This window comes from Pseudomonas mandelii, assembly GCF_002251635.1.
Lineage (GTDB): Bacteria > Pseudomonadota > Gammaproteobacteria > Pseudomonadales > Pseudomonadaceae > Aquipseudomonas > Aquipseudomonas mandelii_B.
Genome location: NZ_NMOJ01000012.1, coordinates 24,400 through 47,853 on the forward strand (window position 1 = coordinate 24,400; position 23,454 = coordinate 47,853).

Sequence of the window (23,454 nt, forward strand, 5' to 3'; positions counted from 1 at the left end):
TCAGCCGACCGGCTCGACCGTACAACTCATTTCCCGTGAGCCTGAGTTGCTCAAACTCAAGGTCGTGCAGAACCGTCAGGTGCATAGCATCGCACCTGATGAAATGGTGCTGGAGGCCCTGAAGCTCATGGCCGAAAAGAACGTCGGGGCACTTCCCGTCATCGACAAAGGCCAGGTGGTCGGGGTGATCAGCGAGCGTGACTATGCCCGCAAAGTCGTGCTGCAGGGGCGCTCTTCAGTGGGGACGCCAGTGCGCGACATCATGAGCTCGCCGGTAGTGACTGCGCCGAGTCAGCAAAGCATCGAGCGCTGCATGGCCGTCATGACCGACAGTCATCTGCGTCATTTGCCGGTGGTGGAAGACGGTGAACTGATTGGCCTGCTGTCGATTGGCGATCTGGTCAAGGAAGCCATCGTCGAGCAGGCCGATCTGATTCGGCAATTGGAGCGTTGAACGGTGGGAGGGTGGAAGTCGGGGTGGTTTGAAGGCAGCGATATCAGCCGACCGGCTCGACCGTACAACTCATTTCCCGTGAGCCTGGCTTCTGGAAAAGCACTACGCCGCCGTCCTGCCAGAAGCTGTAGTTGCCCTGGTAATCCTTGCCGGTGTAGCGGGTGCCCAACTCGCTCGGCACCTGATTCAGGGTGATCGCGGTGTTGGCCCATTTCAGGTACACGACACCCGGTTGCGTGCTGAAGAAGGTGGCGGCAATCAGCGCGTTGAACCCTGCGCAGCGATACGCCAGCGGGCCTTCGGTGAGTCGGTCTGGATCCTTGGTTCTCACGATGGCCGAGCCTTGGCGCAGTTGGTGCGCACGCTCGGCATAACTGCGGATGATGCACATCTTTTGCTCCGGTCCCGAGGCACACCCATTGCGGGCATCGATCCAGAACTGCTGGTCGATGATGACTTTGTCCGGGGGCGGAACTGAACGTTCATCGGTGAGCGCCAGGCGATAAAGACGCGTCAGTTCGATATCCATCTGCGTCAGTTGTGGGTCACGACAGATGAGCTTTTCGACGGCCACCCTGGTCTTGGCGCAGTCGATGCCGGGAGGGGACGCAGCGTGGGCGCAGGTGCTCGCCGCCGCGCACACGCTGGCAGCGAGCAGACAGGTGAAAAGGGCCGTGACCGTTTTCATGTTGGCTTCACCCAGATCATTACGGGATGCCCGGATTGCCGAGGACCTGACGATCCGTTGAACAGTCATTCGTTTGCATGGGGTGTACGCAGTGTATGCCAGTGCTTGAAACTTGCCACACCCGCCCGGCGGCGGGTGATCTTCAGAATCGATCCAGTCTGTAGGGCGCAATCGCCGGCAATCCATGGGGATGAGGCGCGGGCGAAGCCAGTTGCGCGATGAGTTCGGCAGTGACCGCCGCCTGCGTCAGCCCCAGGTGCTGGTGACCGAAGGCGAGCAGCACCTTGCCGTCGCACACCCGGTCGATGATCGGCAGGGAATCCGGCAAGGACGGGCGAAACCCCATCCACGGCGTGGCCGCCTCAGCGTTCAAGTCACGCTTGAACAGGCCTTCACTCAATCGGTGCAACTGCCAGGCACGCTCCATCAGCGGAGCTCGCTCGAGGCCGGCGAACTCGACGGTGCCGGCCAATCTCAGGCCATCGTCCATCGGGGTCATGATGAACTTGCGCTCCAGCGAGGTGACGGCGAACGGCAACCGCCCGTGTTCATNNGGCAGCATCAGGTGATAGCCGCGCTCGGTGTCCAGCGGTACTTTTTTGCCGGTCAGCGCTGCCGTCAGCTTCGCGGAGTGAGCACCGCAGGCGATCAGGGTCTGGCGGGCGGTGAAACGGCCCTGGTCGGTGATGAGCGAGACACCGTGCTCCTGCAGGTGTGCGCCCAGGACCTGTTGCTTGAGGAAGTGCACGCCGCAGGCTTTGGCGGCATGGACCAGTTCGCAGACCACCCGGTAAGGGTCGAGAAAATGCCCGGTGCGCGGGAAGAACAGACCGCCCTGAATTCGCTCGCTGAGTTGTGGCGCCGCCTCGCGCACCGCGTTGGCGTGCCAGTAGTCGATCGGTACGTGTTGATGGCGCATCCGTGCTTGTAGCGCTTCGATTGCTTTATGCGAGTCGGCCCGTTCGAACACCAGCAACGAGCCGTCTTCGCGCAGCAGATTGGGGCGGGCAATGTCCTCCAGCAGTCGGTGCCAGGCGCCCAGGCTGCTTTCGTTGAGTGCGCGCAGGCCGGCGACGGTCCGCTGGAAGGGGGCATGGCGCAGGTTCAGCAACAGGCGCGTGAACCAGGGCAGGGCGCGCGGCAGGTATTTCCAGTCCAGGCGCAGCGGGCCCATCGGGTCCATGAGCATGGTGGGCAGGCGCTTGAGGATGGACACGTCGGCAATCGGAAAAACCTGCTCGGTCGCCAGGTGCCCGGCGTTGCCGTAGGAGGCGCCCATGCCGGGGTCCTGTGGGTCGATGACCACCACCCGCAGGCCCTGGCGTGCCAGCCGCAAGGCGCAGGCGACGCCGATGATGCCGGCGCCGACCACGGCAATGTCCGCGTTGTCGTGCGGGTTATGTGCAGCAGGCAGAGTCATGGCGCTTCCTGGAAAAAAGTGGCCCTGACTGCAAAACCGGGCGGTTTCACAGCGGGCGCAGTCAGGGTGAGGTCAGGCGACGTTCTGTTCGGTCGACCAGTTTTTGTACCACTGGCGGAACAGCGCGTACTGGTTCTCGGCGTAGTGCCGCTGGGCATCGCTGAGCGTGTCGGTTTGGTTGAAGTGCAGGGCGTAGCCCTGGTCACCGTTGAGCACCATCAAGTGCTTGTAATACAGCACCAGATCGCAGCCTTCATCGAAGGACGACAGCACGGCCAGCGCGGCTTCCAGTTCACGGGCCAGGCGTCGGGCCTTGGCGTCGCCTTTGGCAGCCTGCTTGCTCAGGGCAACCAGTTGCAGCACTTCCCGTGGCAAGGCGTTGCCGATGCCGGTGATAGCGCCGGTGGCGTTGCAGTTGACGAAACCGTGCACCACTTGGGTGTCGACGCCGACCATCAGGGTCACGTCATCGTCCTGGGAGGTGATGTTTTCCGCCGCGTAGCGCAGGTCGGCAGCGCCGCCGAATTCCTTGAAGCCGATCAGGTTCGGGTGTTCGCGGCGCAGTTCGAAGAACAGTTCGGCGCGGGTGGCGAAGCCGTAGTACGGGCTGTTGTAGATCACCGCCGGCAGGTTGGGCGCGGCCTTCAAGATCGCCGCGAAGTGAGCTTTTTGCGCGGCCGGCGAGGCACCCCGGGAGAGCACGCGAGGGATGACCATCAGGCCCTTGGCACCGACCTTGGCCGCATGGGCCGCGTGGGAAATCGCTTCACGGCTGTTGACGGCACCGGTCCCGACAATGGTCGGAACGCCGGCGGCNACCAGGCGGGCCACACCTTCCTGGCGCTCGGCCTCGGTCAGTAGCGGCCAATCACCCATGGAACCGCAATACACCACGGCGCTCATGCCGATATCGACCAGTTCGCGACCTTTGGCCACCAGCGCGTCGAAGTCGGGTTTGCGCTCGGCGGTGCAGGGGGTCATCAGTGCAGGCATGCAGCCCGTGAAGATGTTGGCGCTCATTGTTGTCACTCCTTGCAGCGTTCATTCAATGTGTTTGAGGGGGAAGTGCAGCGTGTTCGCTCAAATGCCCCACGCGAAGGGATCCTGTTCGTCGATCAGCAGCGTGCTATCGGCGGTCATGTACGCGCGGCCGGTGATGAAAGGACGAATGCGCTCGCCATCCCATTCATAACGGGCTTCGAATTGGCTGCCGGTGATGCTGGCTTGTACCCACGGCGCGCCGGGGGCGAGTTTTCCATCGGCGGCCAGGCACGCGAGTTTGGCGCTGGTGCCGGTGCCGCATGGCGAGCGGTCGTAGGCCTTGCCCGGGCACATGACGAAGTTGCGGCTGTCGGCCTGGTCGTCGTCGGCAAACAGCTCGACATGGTCGATGACGGCGCCGTCTTCGCCATGGATGCCTTGGGCTTCCAGGGCCTTGAGCATCGCCCAGGTGTAGTCGGTGAGGGCGTCGACATTGTCCATTTGCAGCGTTTGGCCATGCTCCGACACCAGGAAAAACCAGTTGCCGCCCCAGGCGATATCGCCACAGATCGTCCCATGGCCAGGCACGTCTACCGGCACCTGCTGGCGATAGCGGTAGGCGGGCACATTGCGCAGGGTCACGGCGCCGTCTTCGTGCAAGGTGGCTGCAACGGGGCCGACCGGCGTGTCGATGGTGTGCACGCCAGGCTCGATGCGCCCCAGGTGGTGCAAGGAGGCGACCAGGCCGAGGGTGCCGTGGCCGCACATGCCGAGGTAGCCGGCGTTATTGAAAAAGATCACCCCGCAGGTGGCATCCGGCGAGACCGGCTCGCAATACAGGGCACCAACCAGCACATCGTTGCCCCGGGGCTCCAGCAGGCAGGCCCTGCGCCAGTGGTCATGCTGATCGCGCAGGGCATCACGCTTCTCGATCATGGTCTGGCCGGGCAGTTGGGGGAAACCATTCATCACCAGGCGAGTCGGTTCGCCGCCGGTGTGGGAGTCGATGACATGCACTCGTTTCATCTACCTGTCCTTTCGAAGTGTGCCGGTCCGTCGGTTGCCACCATCAGGCCACCGAAGCTGCGGATAGAGTGAGCGCGTCAGGGACGATTGCGATTGATGTTTTCCATGGCTGCAAATGACGAAATCAGCACAATGCCGAGGGCCTCGACACGGGGTAGACCTTGGGGCAATCTGCTTGCGCGCGCCTCGACACCGGCTCCGAAGTGAAGGCCAGCTGTGGAGCGGAGAGGGCGCAAGGGAGGATTTTTGCTTGTCCGCGGAGAGGGAGAACTAGCGTCATGACGCAGAACGCATGGGCAGTCCTGTGCCAAGGAAACGACCTGAATCGCCCCGATACACTCGAAGACTTACTGGCGAGCGTGGCACTACTGTTGCCGATGCTGGACGTAATCCCCAATGCCGCGATCTTTATCAAGGACTTGAAGGCGCGTTATGTCATGGCCAATAGCACGCTGGTTCAGCGTTGCGGGTTGAAACAGTTGCAACCGCTGCTTGGAAAAACCAGTGCCGAAGTCTTTCCAGCACAATTGGGGCCTGGCTACACCGAACAGGATCGTCGTGTACTGGAGCAAGGCTTTGTCCTGGAAGACCAACTGGAGTTGCACTTATACGGCAGTCGAGAGCCAGGTTGGTGCCTGACGCATAAGCGCCCGTTATATAACCGCAGCGGTGAAATCATGGGCCTGGCCGGGATTTCGGTCGACCTGCAATCGGCCAGTGATAGCCATCCGGCGTACCAGCGCCTGGCGGCGGTGGATGAACACATTCGCGCGCATTTCAATCGCCGTATCACCTTGGGTGAACTGACGCGGATCGCCGGTATTTCCGTGGCGCAGCTGGAACGCTATTGCAAACGCGTGTTCCACCTGACGCCACGGCAGATGATCCAAAAAGTGCGCCTGGAGCATGCGCACCGACTGCTGCACACCGAAATTCCCATTACCGACGTGGCATTGCAGTGCGGCTACACCGACCACAGTGCGTTCACACGACAGTTCAAGGCATTGACCGGTTTCACGCCGCGGCAGTATCGGCAGGCGACGGGTATTGAGTTGGCGTNGGGGGCGCAACNGAAANCGAGTTAGAGTGCTCATCACTGTCTGTTCATAAGAACCCTCCACTCGATTCGCGTAGTCGCGCCAAGCGGTTTCAACGAACGAACCGGGCAAAAAAACGTATATCACTCGTTGTTTGAAGAATGAATCGTCCGCTGTTTGTTTCTCTAGATGGGCCCAAAGGCACTGGCAAAACAACACTGTTGGAGGCCGTTACGAAAGTACTGAGGGCAGACAACCAAAAGGTGATCCGGCTTTGCGAGAAAAAAAGCGATCCCTATAGGGGTGAAACAATGGCCCTCGTTAACAAGCTCGTCAGAAATCCCTCCCGGGATTTGGAGCTGGGGGTTTGTGAGCGCTTTGCTGATAGCCGTCACTGGATTTCCCGGCACGTGCTGGCTAAACAGCCACCTGGCAGCATCATTTTGATCGATCGCTGGTACCCGTCTGATGCCGCGTTTCGCCGGACAATCGCGTTTGCAGAGATTCTACAGTTGAACATTGATCGAAACGTGCGTGTCCCAGACCTGCATGTCGGGGTTGTCACCGCCCCTGATATTTCATGGGCGAGGGCAGCGGCGCGCCGGCGCGGGCTGAGCAGTACCGTAATCCATAAGCTGGAAGAACATGTCGCTTGTACCAGGTCGTTCGAGCAAGCGGTTGCAGATCACGGCTGGGTTTTATGCCGTAATGAAGGATCGATCGAAGACGCGACGATGCAGGTAGTTTCGGAGATTTATAGAGTCCTTCGATGCCCCTGGACGAAGTTTGCTGCGCCGGCCTTGATGCGGTGAGATAGCCGTTGCGAGGAGATGAATTGCCTCCCTTTGTCCAGTAGGATCACGGGCCGCGCATTGGAAAGATGGACTTCGTTGTGGGCAATGTGATTGCCAGCCTGGAGCAGCGTTGATTAGCTGTTTGAAATATTACATTTCTGACAGCTAACCGGCAGTAGGCAGTCCATGGGCTAGAGTGAAGTACCAACGTAGCTATTCAAAGGGCTTGCAGATGAACTTAGCCATTGATGCTATTGCAAACGTGATTGGTGGAAACGACAGTGAGATCTAATTGGCGTTGGAAATTGCATCCGCGATAGCTTCACTCAGCCAGGAGCACTTGAGATGACAAACACCCAAAAGTTGCTGTTCGCTTTAGGATCCGCAATAGCACTGCCAGTCGCCACATGCCTTGCGCAAGCGGAAGAGCCGCAGATCAAGACGCTCACCTCACCGAAAGATCCAACGGAAAGCGCAGTTCTAATAGGTAGAGTCATCAACGACGGGCTGACAATCCAGTTGGAGCTTGAGGGCGCCGAAGCTATGTGGATGCAGATGGGAACACCTGCTCAGTGGAGTGAACATGTTCCCGCAAAGAACGAGCGGTATCATATTGAGATCAAGGTGACGGACAACGCAACCAAGACGCGACTCCCGTACTCCACGGTTACCTTCGCTGCGACGAACAAAGCCAATGGAAAGAGCGTAGAAACGATTCTACCGCCGATGTGGGGCGGCAGTGGTTTGCATTACTCTGAAAACAGCCCCTTAGCTGGTGATGGTGTTTACGCCGCCACGGTCACTGTTGGTGTTCCAACGTTCGCTCGTGAAATGCAGGACAAAGACCTGTGGTCGAAACCGGTAAACGCCCACTTTCACTTCAAATTGAAGGAAGGTGTGCTTGTCGAGGTATCAGAACCCGTCTCGGCAGCAAACTAGCGGAGCCCATTTTGCCGAAGGAGGGCGCAGGTAAGGGATTTCGGAAGAACTTCACCACGGTGCTGGAGCATAAACTCCAATAATGAAAACTCTTTCGCCGTTAGGTCGATCCGTTTCCCTCCTCGAAACGCCTGATGCTTGAGTAGGTCAAGCTCAAGATCACCGATTACTAAATGGGGCTGACTGGATGGAGGGTTTGCTCTACGCAGCAAGACTCGGACTCTAGCAAGTAGCTCGGGGAACGCAAAAGGCTTGACCATGTAGTCATCAGCACCCAGATCCAACCCTTTAGTATTAAGGGCAATTTGCGCCGCTCGTAAAGCCAGCACCATCTGACTTCCATGTATCGATGTCGATCGGTGCTCGGCCTGATCACAAATTCCCGAATCACCGGCATTCATCGGCTTTTTTGCTAACGTGCATTAAATTTGTGATCACAAAGAGATAAGAAATGGTGATTCCAATGTGGCAAGGTCAAGTCGCTCTGGTCAGCGGTGCGGGCAGTGAAAGTGGCATTGGTCTGGCGATCGCCCGACGTTTGGGCCGCGAAGGCGCGCGTGTCTTGATCACTGCCAGCAGTGCGCGGATCCAGCAACGTGTCGCCGAGTTGCAGGCTGAGGGTATAGACGCTCGGGCGATGACAGCCGACCTGACTGACGAATTGCAGGTCAAGGAGCTGACCGATTGGGCTTATGAGCAGTTCGGCCATATCGACATTTTGGTCAATAACGCCGGTATGGCTATGGTCGGCAGCCCGGAGCCCTTCGTCGAAGTGGCGGACATGGATTTGGCGACCTGGAATCTATCTCTTTTGCGCAACCTGACTAGCGCTTTTTTGCTGACTCGTGCGGTGTTGCCTGGGATGAAGACGCGCGGTTACGGACGCATCGTCCACATCAGTTCGACGTCCGGTACACGCGGCAGCAATCCAGGTGAATCGGCTTACAGTGCGGCAAAAGCAGCGATGCTGGGGATGAATATGGCCCTGGCGCTGGAAGTCGGTAAACGGGGCATCACCGTCAACAGTGTTGCACCAGGCTGGATTGATACAGGAGCATTGACCGAGGAGGAAAGCCGCGCTGGTACCTACACTCCGATCGGTCGCGCCGGTCGTCCAGAAGAGGTTGCCGCTGCAGTGGCGTTTTTGGCGTCTCCAGAAGCCAGCTATATCACCGGTGAAGTGCTGGTGGTGGATGGCGGTAATTGTCTGATCGAAAACAAGGCGCCCTGACGCTAGCTTGGACTGCTGTCTTTTATTGAGCCTACTATTTAACGAAGAAATCAAACGCGCAGATGCTTGCTGGCCTTAAGCCAGATGCTAGCTCCGCCAGCGTTGAAATAGTAACTCAGGTCGAGATTACTTACAGGAGCTTCTATACCAGAACATCCGTGCAGCCCAGCCATCCTTAAGCACCACGTTTGTCTTTCGATTACGTAGGGCATCGGCATACACCAAACTCGGCGAAAGGCCGGGCCATTGGCATCTGGCCGGATAGCTGGAATGGGCCATGATCTTGTGCACCATCTGATTACGATTACGGCAGTGCACGAGTTCTAGCGGATCATTGCGAGGGGGTTGGGTTGGCACGTTGCTTGAGAACTCACCAGTCCCTGGTTCAGAAACAGGGACGTTTTTACGAGTGGATACTGGATCGTTAACCCATCAAGTGCGGATCCATCTAGGCTTTAGATTGAAATTGAGCCAGTTGAGTCTTCAGTTGTGCGACCTCAGCTTCCAGTTCACGCACTCGTTCCTTGGCTTCAACTTCGACGCTGACGTCCTTCTGGATACCGATGAAGTAGGTGAGTTGATCTGTGTCGTTGAACACTGGAGTGATCGACAGCTCGTTCCAGAAGGCGCTGCCGTCCTTGCGATAGTTGCGAATGACTTGGCGGCAGGGGAGCATGTTCCTTATCGCCTCGCGGATTACTGTCAAACCAGCTTGATTACGGTCATCACCCTGCAGGAAGCGGCAGTCCTGGTACAGGATGTCGTCAACGCTGTACCCCGTAAGGCGCTGAAAGGCAGGGTTGGCATAGATCAGGATGTTCTCGTCGCCTTCCTGCTCTGCTACCACGATGCCATCGTTGGATGCTTCAACCACCAGTTTCAGCAGTTCTGCGTCGATCATTTTCAGAGCCCCAGTGAGTGACATCTCATTTTTAGCGGTTACCCGCCATACACGGAGTAATCAGTATAACCCTCGGCATTACCACCATACACTGTGGCTGAGTTCAGAGGGTTCAGCGGCCAATCGTTCGCGATTCTGGCTGGTAGATCCGGGTTGGCCATGAACGTACGGCCAAAAGCGACAAGGTCGGCCAATCCTGAATCCAGCAGCTGCGTAGCGCTTTGTGCAGTGTAACGACCGGCGTAGATGATCGCCCCGCTGAAGGAACTACGGACTGCGCGACGGAACGATTCCGGCATCCGTGGTGCATTATCCCAGTCCGCTTCGGCGATGGAGAGGTAAGCAATCCCAACAACCTCAAGTATTTTGATCGCTTCGATGTAGGTGGTNTCATTGCCCTCCCTGCAGGCGCTACAAGGAGATACTGGTCGTGATTTTTCGTTCATTCAAACCCCGCTTTTCAATCACTATCCATGTGTCGATCAAACCAAGATTTTGCACATGCCGCAAGGCTGAATCATCTAGCTAATGTCGACGAGAAATTGCTGATCGCCTTTACGACTTGGCGAGCACTATCCTGAATATCCAGGATTACTTGACCAGCCTCACCAGCTAACTTGACTCCTTGTTCTGCCTTGTCTTTACTCGCCTCCATCCTGGCTACTGCCCCCTGGGCCAATAAACGATTGTGCTGCACCACCTCGACAATTTTGATGGTGGCCTGGCTTGTGCGCGAAGCCAGATTGCGCACTTCGTCAGCAACCACCGCAAAACCTCGACCCTGCTCCCCGGCACGAGCCGCTTCGATGGCTGCGTTTAGCGCAAGAAGATTCGTTTGTTCGGCGATGCCACGGATGGTCTGCACGATGCTGCTGATTACTTCCGACTGCTGACTGACATCATTGATACCCTCGGCTGCGTGATTCAATTCGCCAGCCAGGCCTTGCATGACATCCACGGTCTCCTGCACCACTCGGGCGCCTTCGTGTGCTGTATTGTCGGTTTTCAGTGAAGTCTCGTAAGCCATGCGTGCTGCTCGTGACTCAGTTNAGGCTGTTCGAGCCTTACGTGATTTGAGCGCTTCATGGACGATAAATGGTCGCCTTGGTCACCGCTACCGCTTAATCAGGCCATTACATAACGCCCGCTTGATCGAGGCAGCTCTCGCGCCATGACTGACTGCTGGCGGCCTTCCGTGTGTGTCAAGGAAGCGCATAGCGCGCTGTCTCATTTCTCCTGGGCGTTACCCAAAGTATTCATATGCCCTGAGCGATTCACTCCGCAGTTGGCCTGCCCCGATTGATTCGCGAAGCGCATTGCAGCTGTCTCATTTCTCCTGGGCGTTACCAAGCTGCCTGCTATTCCATGCTTCCGTGAGCTCGTCTATCAGATCCGTGATTTGAGGCTTTTTTGATAGGACAAGGCAGCGCGTATTGCCAACAAATTCTTCTATCAAATACACAGCGTCGCCGACATCCAGTTCCAATTCCTGCAGCGCTTCGTCCGGAATTCGAATAGCGCCGTCACCATCCCATTCTTCAATGATGACCTTCAAAGGGGGCTTTCTCACGTGTGGTCTCCATTGGTTCTAATTCTGAAGCCGTCCAATGCCTTTAGATTCACTGCGGCGTGTTTTACAGATCTGGATAATCGTCCAGCCTAAGGCTAGGAGCCCCCGTCTCCTGAGACTCACGCTTAGGCGTATGTATCACTCCGGCTTCGGCATCTGCACGCATTTGCTCTAACTCTTTGTGAAAAGCCTTGTCCTGAACCGTGGGCTTACTGGTGTATGGCTTCCGTTCGGGTTCAGGCTGTGCTGCATAAGTCGTTACCGCATCAGGGTCGTGCTGTAGCTTTTCTTGAACTTGCGATTCGAGCATTGCACGTAGCGCATCTTTGTCGGGTCGAGTCAGCAATTTGTCACTCCTATGAGGAAACCAGGCACCCAGTAATCGACTAGGCCAGTGGCCGGTTGGGGAACATCCAATCGATCGTGTCGAAAATTTGGGCTGCAGATACAGCCACAGGATTTCAGGTCGAAGAGAGGAGGCGGATCATAAATTTCTTCCAACACGGCGATCGTGTGAAATTGGGAACATGCCAGGGATGATTCCGTACTCGATCTTATCGGTCGACTGGAGAGGGGAGTGCGAACGTGCCTGGCTCAGGCTTGGCTGATTCATGTAGATACCTTTGCAGGCTTCGATTGCTTGCCGTGCAGGAAGGCTTCCAGTGAATCGTCCATCGCATCCATCCACGGCGTGTGATGCACGGGCGCCATGGTGCCGGTCAGCGTGGAGCGGTAGCTTTTGTTGCGATAGCCGAGGATGTCCGCTTCTTTGTCATGCTCCCACTCCTTGAAGATATCAGCCACGGCGAGAACATCGAAAGGCGGGTAATCGGTGGGCTCAAGCAGGTCGAGTATGTAGGCGGCTTGATAGTCGATGGCTTCAAAGGGATCGGCCACTTGCTCTTCGCGAGCAACCCATTCACGGCTGTCGCTGACCATGGCTTGCTCTACTGGTAGCGTGATGCGGCCAAGCATAATGTCCCGGGCATACCAGGCCTGGGCATCGAACATGTTGAACGTGTAGTACTGATCCTGCATGCCGAGGAACATCAGCTTCGGATTGGCCAAAGACACGATGCCTTTGTACAAGCCTTCCGGGTAGAGCCGGTTGCGCGTGGTCAGCGTCAACTCGTTGGGCATGAACGGGAAGTGATGCTGATACCCGGTGCACAGGATGATCGCGTCGACCTCTTTGCTGGTGCCATCCTTAAAATGTGCGGTCTTGCCGACCACATGGGTGAGCAACGGTACTTCGGCAAAAGATTCCGGCCAATCAAAGCCCATAGACTTGGTGCGATAGCTGAAAGTAACCGACTTGGCGCCGTACTTGTGGCACTGCGTGCCGATGTCTTCTGCGGAGTAGCTGCTGCCAACCAGCAGCAAATTTTTGCCTTGAAACTCGCATGCATCGCGGAAATCATGGGCGTGCAATACGCGACCGGGGAACTGCTCCAAGCCTTCAAAGTAGGGCGCGTTGGGGGTCGAGAAGTGCCCGGTGGCGACGATTACGTGATCGAATTCTTCGGTGATCAGTTGGTCTTGCTTGAGGTCGCGCACGGTGACCGCGAACTTGCCGGTGCTCTCGTCATAGGCAACCCAATGCACCGCTGTATTGAAACGGATGTGCTGTCGCACGTTGCTTTTGGCTACGCGGCCGATGATGTAGTCTCGCAACACGGCGCGTGGCGGGTAGGAAGGAATCGGCCGGCCGAAGTGTTCTTCGAAACTGTAATTGGCGAACTCCAGGCATTCCTTGGGGCCGTTTGACCAGAGATATCGGTACATGCTGCCATGGACGGGCTCGCCATACAGATCCAAACCGGTGCGCCAGGTGTAATTCCACAGACCGCCCCAGTCACTCTGCTTTTCGTAGCAAACGATCTCGGGGGATTCAGCGCCGTCGCAACGGGCAGCTTCAAAAGCACGTAATTGTGCCAAGCCGCTAGGGCCGGCGCCAAGAATGGCAACTCTAAAAGTCATAAAGACTCCTTTCTTCAGGCGGTTCATCGCGCGCGGGATCTTGGCCCTGACGACGACTGAGCGCGGGAAAGAGTGATGCTCGTACCGGCAACGGTCGGGCCATCAAGCTCTGTAGTGATGCGCACTAAAATCGGCTTTACCGATAGTGCAATGTGATGAAGGCAGCATCTGTCGGTGAAACAGAAGGCCGGAGGGTGGGCAGGCCACCAATGAAGCGAGGGTTCTCGAGAAAACGCTGGAAGGCAGCGTTCGATCCGGTCAAACAGGAGAAAAAATGCTTGAAACCGGTCAGAACGTTAACACACCTGACGTAGGGAGAAGCCTTTTTCCTGCAAAGAACCATTGATGATGGTGAAGATCGCATGGGCCAACTTATGTATTTCCAGCAGGTGCCGGAAGGTCATGATCGTGGTGTCTTCGGAGTTAGACGCGCTGATGGTCAGGCATGCGAACTGACGTATTGGCGCGATTTCATATAGCGCTTCCTCCATCCTTCGAGCCACCGGCTCGGCTCAGTACGTCAGATGAATCCCAGTTGGTCATCGCACGAATCGCTTGAGTGACAGGCGACTCGCTATCACTTGCACTCAGAGAGCTCTGTCGGTGCGGGGTACAGCAGTGGTAGCTCGAAAGAACCTTCGGTAGAAGTTCCGCTCTGACACATCATTTAACATAATATACATTATGCGTAATGTCTTATATGGGGCTGGGGGGCTCTGGTGATCAGATTTGAAGGCAGGCTCACAGGTTGTCCGGCTCCTGATCGGAATCCGGCAACTGCTCCAGCGGCGACATTCCATAAAACACGATGAACACATCTTTGCTGCCCAGCTCACGATACCAGTGCACAACCTCCTCAATCAGTTCGTCCAAGACACCGATCAAAATATCGTCGTAACCTCCAGGAGCACCGGCTTCATATCGATAACGCGCATTGGTGAAAACTTCACGATCCTTCTCGATCCAATGCTCGTGACGATCAAGCCGAATATTCTGCCTGATCGGTTCAGGTATCGCGTGAAACAACGTAAGCAGATCGTGCTTATTTGGCCCTCTGTCTTTCCGATAAGCCGGAATTCTGTCTGTCGCTTTCAAATGCTCATGCGCAGCTTTTATTGCTACCAGGTCTAGTTCGTAAGTTTCATTAACCTGGCCAAGGTTGCCATTGGGCTTTGACACGAAGCTTTTGAGCAGGATTTCCATGCCAATTGCAGCATTGATCTGCGCAATGTCCAGAATGTCATGGCCACGTCTAAGGTGCTTCGCAGCCTTCAAATAGCGATAAGCGCTTTCAACCATCCAGGGCGATAAATATGTCATTACAACAGTCTTTTCACTCGTTTTCGTTCAGCTCTTAGAAGCCAAAGCCAGAAGCTTCACAACGCTGGAGCCCCTGATTTATTTGGCTTGTTACCGATTACACGTGTCTGCTTGAAGCTTTGAAAGATACCGTACATGATTGAAAGATAGCGAACCAAGGAAGAACGACCCCTAGTTCATTTAATGCACTACCCTTCCCCATTAATAACGGACAATTATAACTAAGCTAAATGCCTATTTAGTTTAGTTATATTAAAGTGGCGAAATCGCATCGATGATCGATGTGATGTTTTTTTTGAGCAGCCTGCCAGCTATCCGAACTAAATAACCTAAAAAATGGTAACTAAAAGCATGAAACTGTCTGGTTGTTTGCTTCTGTCACCCGCTACTCGCTCTGACTGCCAGTCCAGGTGTCCGCTACATCATCTGTCGACTTGTCAGTTGTGATGAGCTGCTCGATGCCCCAGTCACCAGGCACATTCCAATCCTCGCCGAAAAGTTCGGCCGGGTGCATCGTACGGTCGGAACCATTGCCGCAGGCCAGGGACTTCGCCGGACAATAACGGTCGCACCCCCAACAAATCCGTTCGGGGTGCTTGGGGTTGATGGGGAAGTTTTTAGCCATGCCGATCTCCGGTCATTGGGAGGCGTTCTTCCAACCTATAGCCCTTACGCAAAGCCAGCCTTGATACACATCAAGAATCGACATCAGATGTCTGCGCTCACCTCCTTCGCAATCCCGGGGCTAAGCTAACGCTTTAACAGACTTGGAGACGCCTCTCATGCTCAATAAAAATCCTTTCCCAAGCGGCCTATCAACTTGGGACGATCAAGATGCTGCAACATCTCTCGATGACAAAACGTTTACCGTTCCGCCCGCCTTGACCAACGCCGAACTGGTTCATCTGCGTGTCCGAGTGATTGCCTTGGAAAACCTGGTCATCGCCCTGCTGGCCGATGGTTCGGAACACCAGCTCGCCGTTGCGCGCGAGATGGCCACCTACATTTCCCCCAGACCCGGTTTTACCCAGCATCCGCTGACCATTCACGCAGCCGAACAGATGACCCACACCGTCGAGCGCGCCCAGCGATTTCGCCAGAGTGATGTGCCATCGGTTTAATTTCTCGAAACTTGATGCCAATCATTATTGTTCGCAGCAATGCTTCCTAGACTCGGGCTCCTACTCGTCAATGCCCAGGAAGAAATTATGCGTACCCCCTTGTCGCTTTCGCTTGCCCTGCTCTTGCTCACACCGCTGGCTCACGCTAAGGAATACCCGATCGGTGAGCCACAGTTGTGTCCTGGGCTGGAAGTCGGGGCGGTGTATTTGCAGCCGATCGAGATGGCACCTGCCGGAATGATGCGGGCCACCGCGGATTCCGATGTGCATCTGGAAGCCGACATTCGCGCCACGGCGGACAATCGACAGGGCTTTCAGGAAGGCAGTTTCGTGCCTTACCTCAATGTCTCGTTCTATCTGAAAAAACAGGGCAGCGAGAACGAACTCAAAGGCGATTTCCACGCCATGGTCGCCAATGACGGCCCGCACTATGGCGACAATGTAAAGCTGCTCGGCCCAGGCAAATATCAGCTGACCTTCACCGTCCTGCCACCCGGCGGTCATGGGTCCCTTGGCCGTCATACCGATAAGGAAACCGGCGTAGCCCCCTGGTTTGAACGCTGCGAATTGCACTACGAGTTCATCTACGCCGGCATTGGTAAAAAAGGCGGCTATTGAATGAAGCGCCTGCAGATTGCCTGGCTGATGCTTGCCGGAGCAGTGGCGCCGTTCATGGCCTATGCCGAATTACCCAGCTATGAACTCAGCCTGCGCGATGGCCACTTCACTCCTGCCCTGTTGGAGGTTCCGGCCGGTCAGCGCTTCAAGATCATCCTGAGAAATATCGGCCAAGGCCCAGCCGAATTTGAGAGCACACCATTGCGGGTTGAAAAAGTACTGTCGCCGGGCGTGACAACCTTCGTGGTCATTCACCCGCTCAGGCCCGGCCACTACCCCTTCTTCGACGAGTTCAATCCACAACTGCCCGAGGGCGGCATCCTCGCGAAATAACCCGTTCAAACACGGAGTTTTCATGTATCAATCAATGTTCATTGTCTGGCGCGAAAGCGTCGAGGCGCTGCTGGTGATCGGCATTCTCCAGGCCTGGGTCAGTCAGCAGCATCAGGGTGATCGACTGGCGAAGTACTTGTGGGCAGGCGTCGTGCTGGGGTTGATGCTTTCGGGCCTGCTGGCGGTGTTGATTCTGTTTGCCGGTGAGGCCATGAGCGGTTCAGCCAGTGAATGGTTTCAGGCTGCACTTGCGCTGGTGGCCAGCCTGCTGATCGTGCAAATGGTCGGCTGGATGCACCGCCACGGGCGCACGCTCAAGCACGATTTGCAACGACACGCTGATAGCTACCTGGCTCGGCATGGTGGCGCGAGTCTGTTACTGCTGGCCCTGCTCGCCGTCAGCCGCGAAGGCAGTGAAACGGTAGTCTTTCTCTATGGCTCCGGTGCTCAGTTGCGAGGTCCGCAGCTCAGTTTGTTTGTCGTCGGCGGCGCAATGGGATTGGTGCTGTCGGCGCTGACCATTGCCTTGCTGCACAGCAGTCGCCGGTTCATCTCGTGGCAGCGATTCTTTTCCATCAGCGAAGCTGTTTTGCTGATACTCGGCGCGGCATTGCTGGTCAGCGGTACCGAGCGAATTGGCGGCCAATTACTCGCCATGGATTTACCGGAGGTGATGTACAGCCTCGTTGGTGATGCGCTTTGGGACAGCAGTGCCTTGCTCAGCGACAGCCATGGACTGGGTGGTTTTCTTGCCGGTTTTGCCGGTTATCGTGCGACGCCCAGCGGCATGACGTTACTGGTGCTGGCCGGTTATTGGCTGACCGTCGGAGGTTGGCTGCGCCAGCGTGCTGTGGAAAAAGTCCCATGCCTGAGCTGAGTCGCCGCAATCAATGGCTGCAGCGCCTGGGCGACGGCATGCGTCGTCACGCGCCCGTCATCCGTGCCGTGCAGTGGGTCGTTGTACTGTTTTACGCGTTGCTGTTGGTGATCCCGGCGGTGTTGCCGCTGCCGGACAGCCAGGCACGGCTGCTCGATAACCTGACCCTGTTCGCGCAGTTTTTGTTCTGGGGCATTTGGTGGCCGTTCGTGTTGCTGTCGATCGTACTGTTTGGACGAATCTGGTGTGGCGTTCTCTGTCCGGAAGGCTCACTCAGCGAATGGGCCAGCCATTACGGCAAAGGTTTGGGTGTACCGCGCTGGTTGCGCTGGGGCGGCTGGCCAACCCTGGCGTTCTGCCTGACAACCCTCTACGGCCAGTTGATCAGCGTCTATGACTACGCCCAGGCGGCGCTGTTGATTCTGGGCGGTTCGACCGTCGCCGCGGTCGTCGTCGGGTTGCTGTTCGCCCGAGGCAAGCGGGTCTGGTGCCGTTACCTGTGCCCGGTCAGTGGCGTCTTCGCCCTGCTCGCCCGACTGGCGCCCGTGCATTTTCAGGTCGACGAACAACGCTGGATGGAAAACCCCGCGCCACGCCTGCCGCCGCCCAACTGCGCGCCCTTGCTCGATATCCGTCGTATGCAAGGCGCCAGTGACTGCCATGCCTGCGGACGTTGCAGCGGACAACGCGGCGCGGTTCAGCTGATCGCGCGCTCCAGCAACCAAGAGATTCTTCATGCGACGGCGCAGACGCTTTCACCATGGGACGCGCGTCTATTGCTGTTCGGTGTGATCGGTCTGGCCATGGGCGCCTTTCAGTGGACGGTCAGCCCATGGTTCGTCGCCCTCAAACAAACCCTCGCCCAATGGCTGGTCGAGCACGACCAACTCTGGGCCCTTGAGGACAACGCGCCCTGGTGGCTGCTGACCCATTACCCGCAGCTCAACGACAGCTTCAGCTGGCTCGACGGTTTCAGCATCGTCGCTTACTTGAGTTTGAGTTCGATGGTGTTGGGCACGGCGTTGATGATCCTTCTGCGCCTGACGGCTCGACTGGCGCAAGATCCTGCCCTGTATTGGCCCCTGGCGCTGACACTCACGCCCTTGGGTGGTGCGGGATTGTTTCTAGGGCTGTCGGCCACAACGGTGAAATTGCTGCGCTATGAAGGTCTGCTGCTGGAGTGGGTACAACCGGCCAGGGCTTGTCTGTTAATGGCTGCGATGGGCTGGAGCCTGTTGCTGGGTTGGAAACGGCTGGACCGCGAAGGCCTTTCCCAGGTTCGTCGCTGCGCTGGCAGCACTTGCCTGTTACTCGCCATCGGCTTGGTAGGGTTCGACTGGTGGTTGCAGTTCTGGGGCTGGTCCTGAGCGCCCTCATCCACAACCACCAACCCGAATTACCTAGACTTTAAAACGCGCCACCGTCTGGTGCAGCGCCCCGGCCATTTGCGCCAAATCGTGACCTGCGGTGTGAGTATGTTGGGCACCCAGCAAGACCTGCTCTGACAAGTTGCGAATCCCCATCAGATTGCGGTCCACCTCACGCGCCACCAATGCCTGCTCCTCCGTAGCGCTGGCAATCATCATGTTGCGCTCGTTGATCTGCGAGATGGCGGCGGTGATTTTTTCCAGGGCGCTGCCGGCGCTATTGGCCCGTTGCAGGGTCTGGCCGGCGTGTTCAGCGCTGCTGTTGAGCGCGTCGACGGTGCCCTGGGTGCCTTGCTGGATGCCGTTGATCATCTGCTCGATTTCTTCGGTGGAATCCTGTGTGCGTTGCGCCAGTGACCGCACCTCGTCGGCGACCACCGCAAAACCACGCCCGGCNTCGCCGGCCCGCGCNGCTTCGATGGCGGCGTTGAGCGCCAGCAGGTTGGTCTGCTCGGCAATCGAGCGGATCACTTCCAGCACCTTGCTGATGTCCTGGGCCTGGACCGCCAGGCCCTCGGCCTTGTTCGACGCGCCGAGCACTTCGTCCACCAGGTTCTGGATCGCGCTGATGGTTTCGCTGATCTGGTAGTGGCCGTGCTTGCTGTCTTCGTCCGACGCCTGCGAGGCCTCGGAGGTGCTGACCGCATTGCGCGCCACTTCATCGACCGCCGCGGTCATCTGGTTCACGGCGGTGGCCGCCTGCTCGATCTCCAGCCCTTGCAATTGCAGGTTGCTGCTAGTCTGGCTGCTGACCGCACTCAGCTCTTCGGAGGAACTGGCCACCTGGTCCACCGACATCGCGATGTGCCTGACCATGGCATTCAGACTTTGCTGCATCTGATGCATGTTCATCATCACGCTGCCGCCGGCACTTGAGTTCACGGGTACCTGAATCGTCAGGTCGCCTTGAGCGATCTGACTTAAAAACCGTGCGGCATCATCCGGCTCGCCGCCCAATGGACGGGTCACACTGCGCGTGACGATCACCGCCGCGGCGATGACCAGCGCCACACAGAACAAAAACAACCCGAGCATATTGCGCCGGGCATCGCTGTACAGTGCCTGCGCTGATTGTTCTCTGTCGGCGAATATTTTGCCTTGCAGCGCCATCAATTGATCCAGGCTGCCATAAACCTCGCGTTCGGCCGGCACGACCTTTTGTTTCAGCTGTGCCATGGCGTCATCGAAAGCCCCTTGCCGGATCAACACCTGCACTTGAGTGAACGCCGCCACGTAGGCTTCACGATTCTTCTTCAACGCGGCATAAGCGGTTTTGCCCTCTGGCAAATAGAACAATGGTTCAAGCGTATCGAGTGCCTGGGTAATCCGTTTCTTGGTAGCGTCGATTGACTGCTGCACCTGCTGATTATCTTTATCGATCAGTAGATCCCGGGTGTTCCTGGCGTTATCACGTACGCCGGTGGCGATGACCATGATCGGATCGATCTTCGGCCAGTCCTGCTTGACGATTACTACCGCCTGTTCCTTGAGCGTTGCCAGATCGTGCAACGCGTAAAATGCCATGCCCATCAGCGCCAACGGCGCGATGGCAAAGCCGATGACGATACGTTGTGCTGTCGTTAATTTGGCCATATCAAATGCTCCCTGTTTGATACCTGCCGATTGGCAGCGCATTTGAAAACCTAATGATGGATGTCACCGTTAAACGTTGATTCGCAGCCACGGTTACCCCCGTAACACGAAAGCGGGAAACAGCTCGCGCATGGCTTCCCATAAGTCAGGTAGCAAGGCTTGTGCCGAAACACTCGGCAGCAACGGGTCGAACATCCGCTCGGTGCGAACCAGTTGCACGGCGAAACGCTTGACGCCGAGTTCGCTCAAGCGCTTGGCAAGGATCAGCAGACGCGCCGGCTCGAACAGATGCCAGTGCACAGTGGTACGACATTCATAATCGACACCACTGGCCAGCAGATGCTCAAGGCTGCGCCAGTTGGCCGTTCCGCTGCCCTCGACCCGGGTGATCGCCTGGCAATCCTCGGGCAGCGCCTTCACATCGAAGCCGACCCAATCAGCGCCAGGCAATGCCTTGGCGAATGCAGCCGGCTTGATACCGGCACTGTGCAAACCAATGCGAAACCCCATCGCCCGCACCTCCTCCATGGCGCCGAGCAAACCGTCCTGCAGGGTCGGCTCACCGCCACTGAACACCACCGCATCGAGCAGGTCCTGACGCCGTTGCAGAAACGCCAGCACCCGCCGCCAATCCACTTCGTCTGTGCCACGAGGCGGGATCAACTGCGGGTTATGGCAGTAACGACAACGCCAGGCGCAACCCTGGCAAAACAGCACGCAGGCGAGCTGCCCCGGATAGTCGATAGTGGTCAGGGGCACCATGCCCCCGACCCGAAGCGTTCGACTCATTGGCGCCCGGCCAGCGCCGCGCTTTCAGTGAAGTGCACCCGCTCACGGTGCTCCGACTGTTTACCCGGATTGAACGCCGACACAGGGCGGTGATAGCCCATCACCCGGGTCCAGACTTCGCAGCGTTGACGTTGAGCCTGGGGCAGTGCTTGCGATGCAGTCATGGTGAAGCTCCTTGCGGTTGAGTGGATCGAAATCAATGAACGGTGCCGAGCTTCTGTTCTTGCAGCAGCAAGACCTCGTCGCATTTGGGGCAGAACTCATGCTCGCCATCGAGGTAGCCGTGCACCGGGCAGATGGAGAACGTCGGGGTCACGGTCAGGTACGGCAGGCGGAAGCGGCCAAGGGCTTTGCGCACCAGTTGCTTGCACGCCTCGGTCGAGGAAATCCGCTCGGCCATGTACAGATGCAAGACGGTACCGCCGGTGTATTTGCATTGCAGTTCGTCTTGAAGCTCCAGGGCCTCGAAGGGGTCTTCGGTGTAGCCCACGGGCAGTTGGGAAGAGTTGGTGTAATACGGCGCTTGCACGCTGCCAGCCTGGAGAATGCCGGGGTAACGCTTGAGGTCTTCCTTGGCGAAGCGGTAAGTCGTGCCCTCGGCTGGCGTCGCTTCCAGGTTGTACATGTGGCCGGTTTCCTCTTGGAAACGCAGCAACGTGGCGCGCACATGATCGAGCATGTTCAGGGCAAACTGCCGGCCATGCTCGGTGTGCATGCCCTCCTCGTCGCCCGTGAAATTGCGCAGCATTTCATGCATGCCGTTGAGGCCGATGGTCGAGAAATGGTTGCGCAGGGTTCCGAGGTAGCGCTTGGTGTACGGGTACAAACCGGCATCCATGTGGTGCTGAATCACCTTGCGCTTGACCTCCAGGCTTTCCATCGCCAGTTCCATCAGTGTGTCCAGGCGCTGCAATAATCCACTGGTATCACCCTTGAACACATACCCCAGCCGTGCGCAGTTGATGGTGACAACGCCAAGCGATCCGGTCTGTTCCGCTGAGCCGAACAAGCCGCCGCCACGCTTGAGCAACTCGCGCACATCGAGCTGCAAACGGCAGCACATTGAACGCACCTGATTGGGTTGCAGATCAGAATTGAGGAAGTTCTGGAAATACGGCAGGCCGTACCGCGCGGTCATCTCGAACAGACGATCGGCGTTTTCACTGTCCCACGGAAAGTCATGGGTGATGTTGTAGGTCGGGATCGGAAAGGTGAATACCCGCCCTTTCGCGTCGCCGGCCTGCATCACTTCGATGTAAGCGCGGTTGAGCAGCTCCATTTCGGCTTGCAGGTCACCATAGGCAAACGGCATTTCTTCACCGCCGATGACGGGTATTTGCTCACGCAAATCCTGGGGGCACACCCAGTCGAAGGTCAGGTTGGTAAATGGCGTCTGCGTGCCCCAGCGTGACGGTACGTTGAGGTTGTAGATGAACTCCTGGATCGCCTGGCGTACTTCCTGAAAACTCAGTTGATCCTTGCGCACGTAGGGCGCCAGATAGGTGTCGAACGAGCTGAACGCCTGGGCGCCGGCCCATTCGTTTTGCAGGGTGCCGAGAAAATTCACCATCTGCCCCAAGGCACTGCTCAAGTGCTTTGGCGGACCGGCTTCAACACGCCCCGGCACACCGTTGAGCCCTTCGTGCAACAGGGTGCGCAGCGACCAGCCGGCGCAGTAACCGGCGAGCATGTCGAGGTCGTGCACATGCAAATCCGACTCGCGGTGGGCCTGGCCTATGGCCTCGCTGTACACCTCGTCCAGCCAGTAGTTGGCAGTGACCTTGCCCGACACGTTCAACACCAGTCCGCCCAGTGAATACCCCTGATTGGCGTTGGCCTGGACCCGCCAGTCTTCACGGTCCAGGTATTCGTTCATCGAAGTCGCCACCTCGACCATGGTCCGGCGGTCGCGGCGCAAGCGCCCGTGCTGTTCGCGGTAGACGATGTAGGCACGCATGGCGAGGAAATATCCGGCGTCCATCAACACCCGTTCAACACGGTCCTGGATTTGCTCGACATGGAGTCTTGGCAAACCTTCGAGCCTGGCCAATACCGCGTTAAGCAAGCCTTCAACCTCAACCTCGGCGTACTCCCCCGTCGCCTTGCCGGCGGCGAGCAATGCCTGACGGATTTTGTCGGCATCGAAGGCGACCTGACTGCCATCGCGTTTGTGCAAGCGGTTACATCCTACTGCGATCAGCGTGCTTTGCATTTGGTCTCCAGACACTACATATAGACTTATAAAAATCTAAAACCACAACATGCAGTGAAGGCTACGGAAAAAGTGCTGATCTGCAATTGATCGACATCAAGATTCCCCGGCGAAAGAACGTCCGATGACGGCAGAAGAAAATC

General features: G+C 57.3%; 25 protein-coding genes and 3 pseudogenes. 10 read left to right on the plus strand and 18 right to left on the minus strand.

Annotation, left to right across the window (positions count from 1 at the left end; translation table 11 throughout):
* Window positions 1-28 precede the first annotated feature (28 nt).
* Window positions 29-454: a CBS domain-containing protein gene (locus tag B7L09_RS01625; RefSeq protein WP_255141610.1), complete on the plus strand. Its 426-nt coding sequence runs from the start codon at window positions 29-31 to the stop codon at window positions 452-454.
* 43 nt (window positions 455-497) lie between these two features.
* Here B7L09_RS01625 and B7L09_RS01630 read toward each other — a convergent pair whose 3' ends face one another.
* The 4 genes from B7L09_RS01630 to B7L09_RS01645 all read right to left on the minus strand — a co-directional run bounded on the left by B7L09_RS01630 (window position 498) and on the right by B7L09_RS01645 (window position 4,569).
* Entirely contained in the window at window positions 498-1,142 is a 645-nt protein-coding gene (locus B7L09_RS01630; protein WP_094467483.1) for an MliC family protein, read from the minus strand.
* Between the two features lie 142 nt (window positions 1,143-1,284).
* Complete coding sequence (locus B7L09_RS01635) at window positions 1,285-2,562, minus strand: NAD(P)/FAD-dependent oxidoreductase (protein WP_094467484.1); 1,278 nt, start codon at window positions 2,560-2,562, stop codon at window positions 1,285-1,287.
* A 72-nt stretch (window positions 2,563-2,634) separates the two neighbouring features.
* Window positions 2,635-3,582 (minus strand): dihydrodipicolinate synthase family protein, encoded by a 948-nt coding sequence (locus tag B7L09_RS01640; protein ID WP_094467485.1) that lies wholly within the window; start codon window positions 3,580-3,582, stop codon window positions 2,635-2,637.
* Between the two features lie 60 nt (window positions 3,583-3,642).
* The gene (locus B7L09_RS01645; protein ID WP_094467486.1) at window positions 3,643-4,569 is read right to left on the minus strand and encodes a 4-hydroxyproline epimerase; all 927 of its coding nucleotides are present in this window, start codon (window positions 4,567-4,569) and stop codon (window positions 3,643-3,645) included.
* 278 nt (window positions 4,570-4,847) lie between these two features.
* Here B7L09_RS01645 and B7L09_RS01650 point away from each other — a divergent pair, with 278 nt between their 5' ends.
* The 3 genes from B7L09_RS01650 to B7L09_RS01660 all read left to right on the plus strand — a co-directional run bounded on the left by B7L09_RS01650 (window position 4,848) and on the right by B7L09_RS01660 (window position 7,339).
* A complete protein-coding gene (locus B7L09_RS01650; protein ID WP_094467487.1) occupies window positions 4,848-5,654 on the plus strand; it encodes an AraC family transcriptional regulator in 807 nt (268 codons plus the stop codon).
* Between the two features lie 113 nt (window positions 5,655-5,767).
* A complete protein-coding gene (locus tag B7L09_RS01655) occupies window positions 5,768-6,418 on the plus strand; it encodes a dTMP kinase (RefSeq protein WP_064452416.1) in 651 nt (216 codons plus the stop codon).
* 327 nt (window positions 6,419-6,745) lie between these two features.
* Entirely contained in the window at window positions 6,746-7,339 is a 594-nt protein-coding gene (locus tag B7L09_RS01660; protein WP_010460275.1) for an iron transporter, read from the plus strand.
* 32 nt (window positions 7,340-7,371) lie between these two features.
* Here B7L09_RS01660 and B7L09_RS32200 read toward each other — a convergent pair.
* Window positions 7,372-7,629 (minus strand): annotated as a pseudogene (locus B7L09_RS32200) (DNA-binding response regulator); the annotation flags it as partial.
* A gap of 173 nt (window positions 7,630-7,802) precedes the next feature.
* On the opposite strand from B7L09_RS32200, the gene B7L09_RS01670 reads away from it, so the two are divergent.
* Window positions 7,803-8,570: an SDR family NAD(P)-dependent oxidoreductase gene (locus B7L09_RS01670; RefSeq protein ID WP_255141535.1), complete on the plus strand. Its 768-nt coding sequence runs from the start codon at window positions 7,803-7,805 to the stop codon at window positions 8,568-8,570.
* 448 nt (window positions 8,571-9,018) lie between these two features.
* Here the strand turns inward: B7L09_RS01670 and B7L09_RS01675 are convergent, their stop codons facing one another.
* The 9 genes and pseudogenes from B7L09_RS01675 to B7L09_RS01715 all read right to left on the minus strand — a co-directional run bounded on the left by B7L09_RS01675 (window position 9,019) and on the right by B7L09_RS01715 (window position 14,966).
* The gene (locus tag B7L09_RS01675; RefSeq protein ID WP_017338856.1) at window positions 9,019-9,471 is read right to left on the minus strand and encodes a PAS domain-containing protein; all 453 of its coding nucleotides are present in this window, start codon (window positions 9,469-9,471) and stop codon (window positions 9,019-9,021) included.
* A gap of 38 nt (window positions 9,472-9,509) precedes the next feature.
* Window positions 9,510-9,872: pseudogene (locus B7L09_RS01680) on the minus strand (oxidoreductase); the annotation flags it as partial.
* A gap of 116 nt (window positions 9,873-9,988) precedes the next feature.
* Window positions 9,989-10,498, minus strand: a complete 510-nt coding sequence (locus B7L09_RS01685) for a methyl-accepting chemotaxis protein (protein WP_094467489.1) — start codon at window positions 10,496-10,498, stop codon at window positions 9,989-9,991.
* Between the two features lie 300 nt (window positions 10,499-10,798).
* Complete coding sequence (locus B7L09_RS01690; RefSeq protein ID WP_010460266.1) at window positions 10,799-11,041, minus strand: AbrB/MazE/SpoVT family DNA-binding domain-containing protein; 243 nt, start codon at window positions 11,039-11,041, stop codon at window positions 10,799-10,801.
* 64 nt (window positions 11,042-11,105) lie between these two features.
* The gene (locus B7L09_RS01695; RefSeq protein WP_010460264.1) at window positions 11,106-11,387 is read right to left on the minus strand and encodes a hypothetical protein; all 282 of its coding nucleotides are present in this window, start codon (window positions 11,385-11,387) and stop codon (window positions 11,106-11,108) included.
* 263 nt (window positions 11,388-11,650) lie between these two features.
* Window positions 11,651-13,021: a trimethylamine monooxygenase gene (locus B7L09_RS01700; protein WP_010460262.1), complete on the minus strand. Its 1,371-nt coding sequence runs from the start codon at window positions 13,019-13,021 to the stop codon at window positions 11,651-11,653.
* A 305-nt stretch (window positions 13,022-13,326) separates the two neighbouring features.
* Window positions 13,327-13,512: pseudogene (locus tag B7L09_RS01705) on the minus strand (IS5/IS1182 family transposase); the annotation flags it as partial.
* Window positions 13,513-13,762: 250 nt separating this feature from the next.
* On the minus strand, window positions 13,763-14,341 hold the full coding sequence (locus B7L09_RS01710) for a hypothetical protein (protein ID WP_042932072.1): 579 nt from the start codon (window positions 14,339-14,341) through the stop codon (window positions 13,763-13,765).
* Window positions 14,342-14,726: 385 nt separating this feature from the next.
* A complete protein-coding gene (locus tag B7L09_RS01715; RefSeq protein WP_010460257.1) occupies window positions 14,727-14,966 on the minus strand; it encodes a DUF3079 domain-containing protein in 240 nt (79 codons plus the stop codon).
* A gap of 157 nt (window positions 14,967-15,123) precedes the next feature.
* Here B7L09_RS01715 and B7L09_RS01720 point away from each other — a divergent pair, with 157 nt between their 5' ends.
* The 5 genes from B7L09_RS01720 to B7L09_RS01740 all read left to right on the plus strand — a co-directional run bounded on the left by B7L09_RS01720 (window position 15,124) and on the right by B7L09_RS01740 (window position 18,657).
* Window positions 15,124-15,462 (plus strand): hypothetical protein, encoded by a 339-nt coding sequence (locus tag B7L09_RS01720; protein ID WP_010460255.1) that lies wholly within the window; start codon window positions 15,124-15,126, stop codon window positions 15,460-15,462.
* 87 nt (window positions 15,463-15,549) lie between these two features.
* Window positions 15,550-16,080, plus strand: coding sequence for an iron transporter (locus B7L09_RS01725; protein ID WP_010460253.1), 531 nt, complete (start codon window positions 15,550-15,552; stop codon window positions 16,078-16,080).
* Entirely contained in the window at window positions 16,081-16,413 is a 333-nt protein-coding gene (locus B7L09_RS01730; RefSeq protein ID WP_010460251.1) for a cupredoxin domain-containing protein, read from the plus strand.
* A gap of 22 nt (window positions 16,414-16,435) precedes the next feature.
* Entirely contained in the window at window positions 16,436-17,290 is an 855-nt protein-coding gene (locus tag B7L09_RS01735) for an FTR1 family iron permease (protein ID WP_010460249.1), read from the plus strand.
* A complete protein-coding gene (locus B7L09_RS01740; RefSeq protein WP_010460247.1) occupies window positions 17,278-18,657 on the plus strand; it encodes a 4Fe-4S binding protein in 1,380 nt (459 codons plus the stop codon). Before B7L09_RS01735 ends, B7L09_RS01740 begins: the two co-directional genes overlap by 13 nt.
* A gap of 33 nt (window positions 18,658-18,690) precedes the next feature.
* Here the strand turns inward: B7L09_RS01740 and B7L09_RS01745 are convergent, their stop codons facing one another.
* From B7L09_RS01745 to B7L09_RS01760, 4 genes are read right to left on the minus strand one after another with little or no spacing between them, the layout of a single operon-like run.
* The gene (locus tag B7L09_RS01745; protein WP_438269288.1) at window positions 18,691-20,352 is read right to left on the minus strand and encodes a methyl-accepting chemotaxis protein; all 1,662 of its coding nucleotides are present in this window, start codon (window positions 20,350-20,352) and stop codon (window positions 18,691-18,693) included.
* 51 nt (window positions 20,353-20,403) lie between these two features.
* Complete coding sequence (locus B7L09_RS01750) at window positions 20,404-21,099, minus strand: anaerobic ribonucleoside-triphosphate reductase activating protein (protein ID WP_042932075.1); 696 nt, start codon at window positions 21,097-21,099, stop codon at window positions 20,404-20,406.
* Complete coding sequence (nrdD, locus tag B7L09_RS01755; protein WP_010460242.1) at window positions 21,096-21,263, minus strand: anaerobic ribonucleoside-triphosphate reductase; 168 nt, start codon at window positions 21,261-21,263, stop codon at window positions 21,096-21,098. Before nrdD ends, B7L09_RS01750 begins: the two co-directional genes overlap by 4 nt.
* Window positions 21,264-21,295: 32 nt before the next feature.
* The gene (locus B7L09_RS01760) at window positions 21,296-23,311 is read right to left on the minus strand and encodes a ribonucleoside triphosphate reductase (RefSeq protein ID WP_010460240.1); all 2,016 of its coding nucleotides are present in this window, start codon (window positions 23,309-23,311) and stop codon (window positions 21,296-21,298) included.
* Between the last annotated feature and the right edge of the window lie 143 nt (window positions 23,312-23,454).

Excerpts from the sequence above, each read along its gene's own strand:
- B7L09_RS01630 (WP_094467483.1), bottom strand. The coding sequence starts at position 1,142 with ATGAAAACGGTCACGGCCCTTTTCACCTGTCTGCTCGCTGCCAGCGTG.
- B7L09_RS01645 (WP_094467486.1), bottom strand. The coding sequence starts at position 4,569 with ATGAAACGAGTGCATGTCATCGACTCCCACACCGGCGGCGAACCGACT.
- B7L09_RS01655 (WP_064452416.1), top strand. The coding sequence starts at position 5,768 with ATGAATCGTCCGCTGTTTGTTTCTCTAGATGGGCCCAAAGGCACTGGC.
- B7L09_RS01660 (WP_010460275.1), top strand. The coding sequence starts at position 6,746 with ATGACAAACACCCAAAAGTTGCTGTTCGCTTTAGGATCCGCAATAGCA.
- B7L09_RS01670 (WP_255141535.1), top strand. The coding sequence starts at position 7,803 with ATGTGGCAAGGTCAAGTCGCTCTGGTCAGCGGTGCGGGCAGTGAAAGT.
- B7L09_RS01675 (WP_017338856.1), bottom strand. The coding sequence starts at position 9,471 with ATGATCGACGCAGAACTGCTGAAACTGGTGGTTGAAGCATCCAACGAT.
- B7L09_RS01685 (WP_094467489.1), bottom strand. The coding sequence starts at position 10,498 with ATGGCTTACGAGACTTCACTGAAAACCGACAATACAGCACACGAAGGC.
- B7L09_RS01700 (WP_010460262.1), bottom strand. The coding sequence starts at position 13,021 with ATGACTTTTAGAGTTGCCATTCTTGGCGCCGGCCCTAGCGGCTTGGCA.
- B7L09_RS01710 (WP_042932072.1), bottom strand. The coding sequence starts at position 14,341 with ATGACATATTTATCGCCCTGGATGGTTGAAAGCGCTTATCGCTATTTG.
- B7L09_RS01715 (WP_010460257.1), bottom strand. The coding sequence starts at position 14,966 with ATGGCTAAAAACTTCCCCATCAACCCCAAGCACCCCGAACGGATTTGT.
- B7L09_RS01720 (WP_010460255.1), top strand. The coding sequence starts at position 15,124 with ATGCTCAATAAAAATCCTTTCCCAAGCGGCCTATCAACTTGGGACGAT.
- B7L09_RS01725 (WP_010460253.1), top strand. The coding sequence starts at position 15,550 with ATGCGTACCCCCTTGTCGCTTTCGCTTGCCCTGCTCTTGCTCACACCG.
- B7L09_RS01730 (WP_010460251.1), top strand. The coding sequence starts at position 16,081 with ATGAAGCGCCTGCAGATTGCCTGGCTGATGCTTGCCGGAGCAGTGGCG.
- B7L09_RS01735 (WP_010460249.1), top strand. The coding sequence starts at position 16,436 with ATGTATCAATCAATGTTCATTGTCTGGCGCGAAAGCGTCGAGGCGCTG.
- B7L09_RS01740 (WP_010460247.1), top strand. The coding sequence starts at position 17,278 with ATGCCTGAGCTGAGTCGCCGCAATCAATGGCTGCAGCGCCTGGGCGAC.
- B7L09_RS01750 (WP_042932075.1), bottom strand. The coding sequence starts at position 21,099 with ATGAGTCGAACGCTTCGGGTCGGGGGCATGGTGCCCCTGACCACTATC.
- nrdD (WP_010460242.1), bottom strand. The coding sequence starts at position 21,263 with ATGACTGCATCGCAAGCACTGCCCCAGGCTCAACGTCAACGCTGCGAA.
- B7L09_RS01760 (WP_010460240.1), bottom strand. The coding sequence starts at position 23,311 with ATGCAAAGCACGCTGATCGCAGTAGGATGTAACCGCTTGCACAAACGC.